6 protein-coding genes are annotated in these 6,584 nt (G+C 44.3%); all 6 read right to left on the bottom strand.

The genetic code is table 11. The features are described from left to right. Positions 1-23: 23 nt before the first annotated feature. A complete protein-coding gene (gene cuyB / locus SP90_RS01250) occupies positions 24-731 on the bottom strand; it encodes a cysteate racemase (RefSeq protein ID WP_066851742.1) in 708 nt (235 codons plus the stop codon). Positions 732-872: 141 nt separating this feature from the next. Beyond that, positions 873-2,156, bottom strand: coding sequence for a TRAP transporter large permease (locus SP90_RS01255; RefSeq protein ID WP_066851743.1), 1,284 nt, complete (start codon positions 2,154-2,156; stop codon positions 873-875). 1 nt (position 2,157) lies between these two features. Further along, on the bottom strand, positions 2,158-2,709 hold the full coding sequence (locus tag SP90_RS01260; protein WP_066851744.1) for a TRAP transporter small permease: 552 nt from the start codon (positions 2,707-2,709) through the stop codon (positions 2,158-2,160). 57 nt (positions 2,710-2,766) lie between these two features. Next, on the bottom strand, positions 2,767-3,762 hold the full coding sequence (locus tag SP90_RS01265; RefSeq protein ID WP_066851745.1) for a TRAP transporter substrate-binding protein: 996 nt from the start codon (positions 3,760-3,762) through the stop codon (positions 2,767-2,769). A 177-nt stretch (positions 3,763-3,939) separates the two neighbouring features. Then, positions 3,940-5,136, bottom strand: a complete 1,197-nt coding sequence (locus SP90_RS01270; protein WP_066851746.1) for a DegT/DnrJ/EryC1/StrS family aminotransferase — start codon at positions 5,134-5,136, stop codon at positions 3,940-3,942. Positions 5,137-5,166: 30 nt separating this feature from the next. Then, positions 5,167-6,477, bottom strand: coding sequence for a histidinol dehydrogenase (gene hisD, locus SP90_RS01275; protein WP_066851748.1), 1,311 nt, complete (start codon positions 6,475-6,477; stop codon positions 5,167-5,169). Between the last annotated feature and the right edge of the window lie 107 nt (positions 6,478-6,584).

Below are 6,584 nucleotides of genomic sequence, written 5' to 3' on the forward strand. Positions count from 1 at the left end.
CTGAGCATTTCGTGGATTGTCAGTTAAACTTGTTTAGCCCGCGCGATAATTTCTTCTGCGAGAATCTGTGCCGCATCTACTGATGGAAAGGTTAGATTAGTACTGATTATACCCAGTTCCGTGCAGGCAATAATAATAAGTTCAGCCCCTTGCTCCAGAACGTTTGCAACAATGGTTGCAAACAGAGCTTGAACTTCAGAATCGGTATCTCCTGCCTTGATGCGCTTGATTACTTCAAGCAGCTTTTCTTGAAATGAATCTTCTGGGTATAGTACGGTGACATTCATCTCAGCGAATTTTTTTTCGTATAACTGTGTTGAGATCACCGCTGTTGAACATAAAATGCCAACTCGCGTTAGATTAGGATTATTTTCCAAAACCCGTGCAACGGTCAGATCAATCAGATTTACTACCGGGATAGAAACAGCATTGTTTGCATAGTCATAATAGTAGTGGGCTGTATTGCAGGGGATGCACAAAAAGTCAGCTCCCCATTTTTCCAGTCTCTGCGCCATTTCTGCCATACATGGTCCGGGGTTTTCTCCTACTTTTTCAACCAGAGCCTTGATACGTGAGGGTACTTTGGGGTTGTTGTCTACAATACACCGCACATGATCGTTGTCGTCTGTTGCAGGTGTGAGTTGTATGATGCGGTTAAGCAGATCAACTGTAGCTTCGGGGCCCATGCCACCCAAAATACCAGCCACCTTTTCGGATGTTGTGTTTTTCATTTGGACACCATCTGTTTTCAGTTACATGGACAAGATATAGTGACTATCTTTTTGCTTTGCTGCCTTGAACCGCAGGAGGCTGCTACAGCACTCTGCGATTCAAGGCAGGATTGGCAGTTGCGGATTGTTCAGTGTGATTCGTTAGTAGCCCATGAGTTTTGGTAGCCATAAGACTATGGCAGGACAGTACGCCATGAGGAAGATCGTTCCCACTGTCACAGCACAAAATGGCAGCGCTTTGTAGGAAATCTCTTCAAGAGAAATGTCCGCAATGCCTGAAGCAATGAACATGTTTTCGCCCAGTGGCGGTGTTGAAAAGCCGACACCGCAGCAGCAGACAAGCACTACACCAAAGTGTATCGGGTCTACGCCAAGCGATGTCATGATAGGTAAAAGGACAGGAGTTACCAGCATGATAATCGCAAGTGTCTCCATGAACATTCCCATGAACAGCAGGAAGAGGATAACAAGTGCCCATATAAGATGCACATCGCTGGTAAGGCTCAGGAGTGCTTCTGCAATTAGTGCAGGAATATGATATTGGACGAGTAATCTGCCGAAAGCATAGGCCGTAAACATAATTACGAGTACGCGCCCTGTGAGCCACGAAGTTGTTTGCAGTGACTTCATAAGGCCTGATAATGTCATTTCTTTATAGACAAAAATACCGATGATGAGCGTGTAGAAAATAGAAACAATAGCAGCTTCTGTCGGCGTAAATAAACCTGAATAGATACCGCCGAGAATGACAACAGGAGCAAGTATTGCCCAGAATCCTTCACGAAAGGAGCGCTTCATATTTGCAAAAGACCACTGTTCCGCTCCAACTGTCAGGGATTTTCCGCGGCAGCGGATGTAGTGGAGTATGATAAGTCCTAACGAGATAAGGAGCCCCGGAACAACTCCCGCTACAAACATTTTAGTGATGGATTCTTGTGCGGTAACTCCGTAGATAACCATAGGTATGCTCGGCGGAATAATGATTCCGATGCCACCAGCCGTTGCCGTTGCAGCGGCAGCATACCCATGATCATACCCTCTTTTGAACATTGCAGGGATCATGAGCATGCCGACAGCAGCGGTTGTTGCAGGGCCGGAACCGGAGATAGCACCAAAAAAGACACAAGCCAGTGTGGTTGAAATAGCCAGCCCGCCATCAATAGAGCCCACCATGGATTCTGCTACTTTTACAAGACGGCGCGAAACACCCGCGCATTCCATAAGCGCACCAGCCAAAACAAATGCCGGCAAGGCCATAATAGGAAAAGAGTTTACCGAACTGAACGCAATTTGGACGAGTGTACTCAGGTCTTGCCCCACAACAATGAAGGCACTCATTGAGGCCACGCCTAATGCTACTGTGATGGGAGCGCCGATAAAAAGTAGAAAACCAAATGCGGAGAATAATACAAATGCAGCAGACAAGTTACACTCCCTGTTCTTTGGCGTCTGTCAATGAAGTGTGCTCATTGATGTCAACTTTATCTACATCTGCAATTTCTTCTTTTAAGATATATTTGATGTAGTTGACCTGTATGATTCGTATACTCATAAGGGTAAAGCTAATAGGAAAAATCCAGTAGACATATGCCATAGATATTCCTAACGCAGGCGAGTAATACGTAAATTTCGTAAGTTGCTGGATAACTTCGACACTTTTGACGACCATGACAATGTTAAAGCCTATCCAGATAATATCTGCGAACAGTGTCAGGACATTTTGTACGATAGGTGGAAACAGTTTGAATTGTATTAGTACTCTGTTGTGCGCATTTAAACGTGCTGCATATGCAGCTCCAAGAAAAACAAACCAGACAAAAGTAAAACGTGATACTTCTTCACTCCACGGAATAACGTAGTTAAAGCACATGCGAAGCATGATCTGTAAAAACAGGATAACTACAAAGAAACTTAAGATGCATTGGCATAGAATACTTTCCGCGTTGTCAGCAATGTGGAGAATTTTTTTCACATTCATAAGTGGTCCCCTCTTTTGCAAAGAGGGGGATGAAAACACCCCCCTCTTCAACACGGATTACGATTTACCCAAAGCCTTCAGCACGAGATCAAGGTTTTGCTTCCCGCCAATAAAGTCATAGAACTTAGGCCATACTGTTTCTACAGCCTTCTTTTTCCACTCTTCTTCATCAGTAAGATAGCTCACTTTAACACCGTTTTCCTGCATAGCTTTTTTTGCCTTCTCAGCTTCAAGTGTCTGGAAGAGTATACAGTACTGTTGTGCTTCAATACCCGCACGTTGAACCATGGCACGCTGTTCAGGGGAAAGCTTGTCAAAGGCTACAATACCCGTAACAAGCGGTTGCAAGGAATATTGGTAATGGATTTCAGTTAAGTAATCTTGCACTTCATGAAATTTAGAGGTGTAGTTAACAATGTAAGGGTTATCCTGTCCGTCCACCACACGTTGCTGCAATGCTGTGAATGTCTCAGACCATGCCATTGGAACCGGGTTAGCGTCCCATGACTTGAGAGTGGCCAGAATAATGTTGTTTTGCGGAATTCGAATCTTTAACCCTTTAATGTCCTTAAGAGACGTGACAGGGCGTGATGAGTTGGTAAGGTGACGGAAGTTGGAATATGTCCAGCCGAGAATACGGAATCCGCCTTTTTCAATGGACACAGTATTCCAGAAATCTCCCAGTTCACCAGTGGTTGCTTTAACTGCATCGTATGAGTTTTCAATAAGGTACGGCATGGTTAATGTACCAAGCTCTCTGACAAACGGAACAGCATTGCCAATGCCTATGATGGCAAAATCCAAAGTGCCTGTACGGGTGTTTTGCAGCATTTCTGTTTCGGTACCCAAAGCACCGTTAGGAAAAAGATCGACTTGAAGTTCTCCTTCTGAAAGTCCCTCAAGTATTTCCTTAAAACGAATAGCAAATGCACCTTGATCTGAATCAATAGGGTCACCCATACCGAGCTTGAGTACTTGTTTTGCAGAGGCATCTGCAAATCCAAAAAAAGTACACATACTGAGTAACAGTGCGAGAGTTAAAAGTTTTTTCATCGATTCTCCTCCGATTACATAGTTAGTTTAAACCTCTTAAAATCTAATACTTATCTTCTACAATGTTGCCTGTTGCTGTGTTGGTTGCACTGTGCATGGCAAGGTTAAATGAATAGAAAGATACTCAAGTACCAAAATGCATTACGTTAAAGTGTGAATAAACGGGGTCTGATTTCCTTAGCCGAAAATTTGGGTGTACACGTCACGAATAATTTCAGTGACTAGAGTGCAGTCATCAGTTGTAAAGGTGAGAGGAACGCGGATATCAAAGGTGGTTGCAAGAATCCGGTTCGTTTCGGGAAGATTCGGAAGTTCTCCGAAATAACGCCAGCTATGGTAGGCGCTTGTGAAGCCCACAGGCTCGACGCTTCCAAACCATTTGATATGCACCCCGCGCTGTTCGTTTTCTGAGAGAAACATGGATATCTGCTCATCAGAAGCAGAAGGAATACTGAACTGGATTGAGCTGCCTACGTAGTATTCACGTGGATCGCGAGAAGGGCAGTTAAGTCCGTCTATATTGGAGAGACCTGCTTCAAAGGTACGGTAGAGTGTGTTCCAGCGTTCACATTGAGCATCAAGTGTTTGGATTTGTGGACGCAGAATTGCCGCGCGCAGGTTATCCATTCTGGAACTGTAGTTAGGAACCATCATTTTAATGGATTCAAAGACATCCATTTCAGGACGTGCTGTATGTTTTTCGTACAGCATGTATGAGCCTGAATGGATAATTGCTCTGGCAATAAGTTCCTCGTCATCAGTAACGAGTAAACCACCTTCGCCGGAGTTTATGTGCTTGTATGTTTGCGAACTGTAACAGGATACATGCCCAAGAGAGCCGCTTTTAATGCCATCCCATTTAGCACCCATAGTATGTGCACAATCTTCAATAAGCGTGAGGTCATACTTGCGGCATATCTCCATGATTCTGTCCATATTGGCGATATGTCCGCGCATGTGCGACAGCATGAACCATTTTGATTTAGAATCTGCAGCCTTTCGTTCAAGATCATCTAAGTCGATAGTATAACCGTCTGTGATTTCAACAAGCTCGATTCGGGCGCCTGCATTTTCAATGGCACCGGGAACAGGCGCAAGGGTGTAAGCGTTACAGAGAACTTTATCGCCAGCTGAAACACCGAGCCCTTTTAATGCAAGATAGAGTGCCGCGCCGCAGGAAGAACAGGCAAGGCAATATTTTTTACCTATATATTGCGCAAATTCTTCCTCAAGAAGAGCAGCCTCGCCTTTTTCACCTTCCGATACATTGTAGCGATGAAGTTTTCCGCTACGCATTATTGCAACAGCTTTTTCTATGCTTTCTTCAGGAATAGGTTCCTGCAATGTAAAGTCTTTCGTAAATACTTTTTGCATTGATATTTCCTTACTTGAAGAAGTGAGAGGTTAGTCCAGCGTATGTTTGTAAACCTCAAAGTCCCAATCTTCATTAGGGAAATATTTTTCTAACCGCCAATCACAGGCTCTTGCGTGCCCTTCCATACCTTCTACACGGCAAAGGCGAGATGCAATTGCACCGAATGTTTTATTCGCTTCTTTACTAAGCTCTTGATAAGTAAATATTTTCAGAAATTTATGGACATTTAATCCACCGCTGAAATGAGCCGCTTTTTTGGTAGGCAGGATGTGGTTTGTGCCGGAGCATTTATCACCATGGGCAACTGTGCTGCCTTCACCCAGGAAAAGGGAGCCGTATGAACCTAAGTTGGCTAACCACCAGTCAAGGTCTTCGGCAATAACCTGCACATGCTCTGCTGCATATTCATCGTTAACTTTACAAAGTTCTTCGCGGTCTTTGCAGAGAATAATTTCACCATAGTCTCGCCATGAAGAGCCGGAAACTTCAGGGTCAGGATGCTGAGCGATGATCTTTGGCATTAATTCAAGAACTTGCTCCGCAATTTTTCTGCTGTCTGTGTAAAGCCATACTGGTGAGTCATATCCGTGTTCTGCCTGTGAAACTAAGTCAATGGCGAGTGTTACCGGATCTGCAGTTTTGTCTGCGATAATGGCAGACTCGGTCGGACCTGCGAAAACATCGATGCCGCACTTCCCTGAACCGGCAAGCATTGCTTTTGCTTCTGCAACGAATCCGTTTCCTGGGCCGACCAGAATGTTGGCAGGGCGGTTGGTGAAAAGACCATTTGCCATAGTAGCAATAGCTTGTACTCCACCCATTTCTAAAATGATGTCAGCACCGGAAATGTCCATCGCATAGGCTACAGCAGGAGCAATGCTTTCTCCTCGTGGTGGCGAACAGGCAATTACAAACGGTACGCCGGCTGCTTTTGCAGTCGCAACACTCATGACTGCAGAGCAGGCATGAGCAAATCGACCACCCGGAACATAGCATCCGGCAACATCCATAGGGACTATCCGTTGTCCAAGACGAACGCCGGGAGTTGATTCTATTTCAAACTCTTTGAGGCTTTCACGTTGCGCTCTGGCAAATGTAGAAACTTGTTCGTGCGCAAAGCGAATATCGTCTTTTTCACGTTGTGAAAGTGTGCTGATAAGGCGCTCTTTCTTTTCATCGCTAAGAATAAAATCCCCTTCCCATCCATCAAATTTCTTTGCTAATTCACGAACAGCGTCTTCACCACGCGCGTCAATGTCCTGTAAGATGTTTTTTACAATATCACGTGTTTTTTCACTGTTTGATTCAGCAGTCTTCTGAGCTTTTTTGATAAATTCCATACGAACTCCAAAAAATAAATGCAGGTTTAAAAATTGCAAAAATGCAATCTCTTGAAAAGAACAGTATGTAGACTTTTCTTTCTCGTCAAGATTTTATGAAAGATTTC

Origin of the sequence: Halodesulfovibrio spirochaetisodalis, from assembly GCF_001672295.1 — a bacterium.
Lineage (GTDB): Bacteria > Desulfobacterota > Desulfovibrionia > Desulfovibrionales > Desulfovibrionaceae > Halodesulfovibrio > Halodesulfovibrio spirochaetisodalis.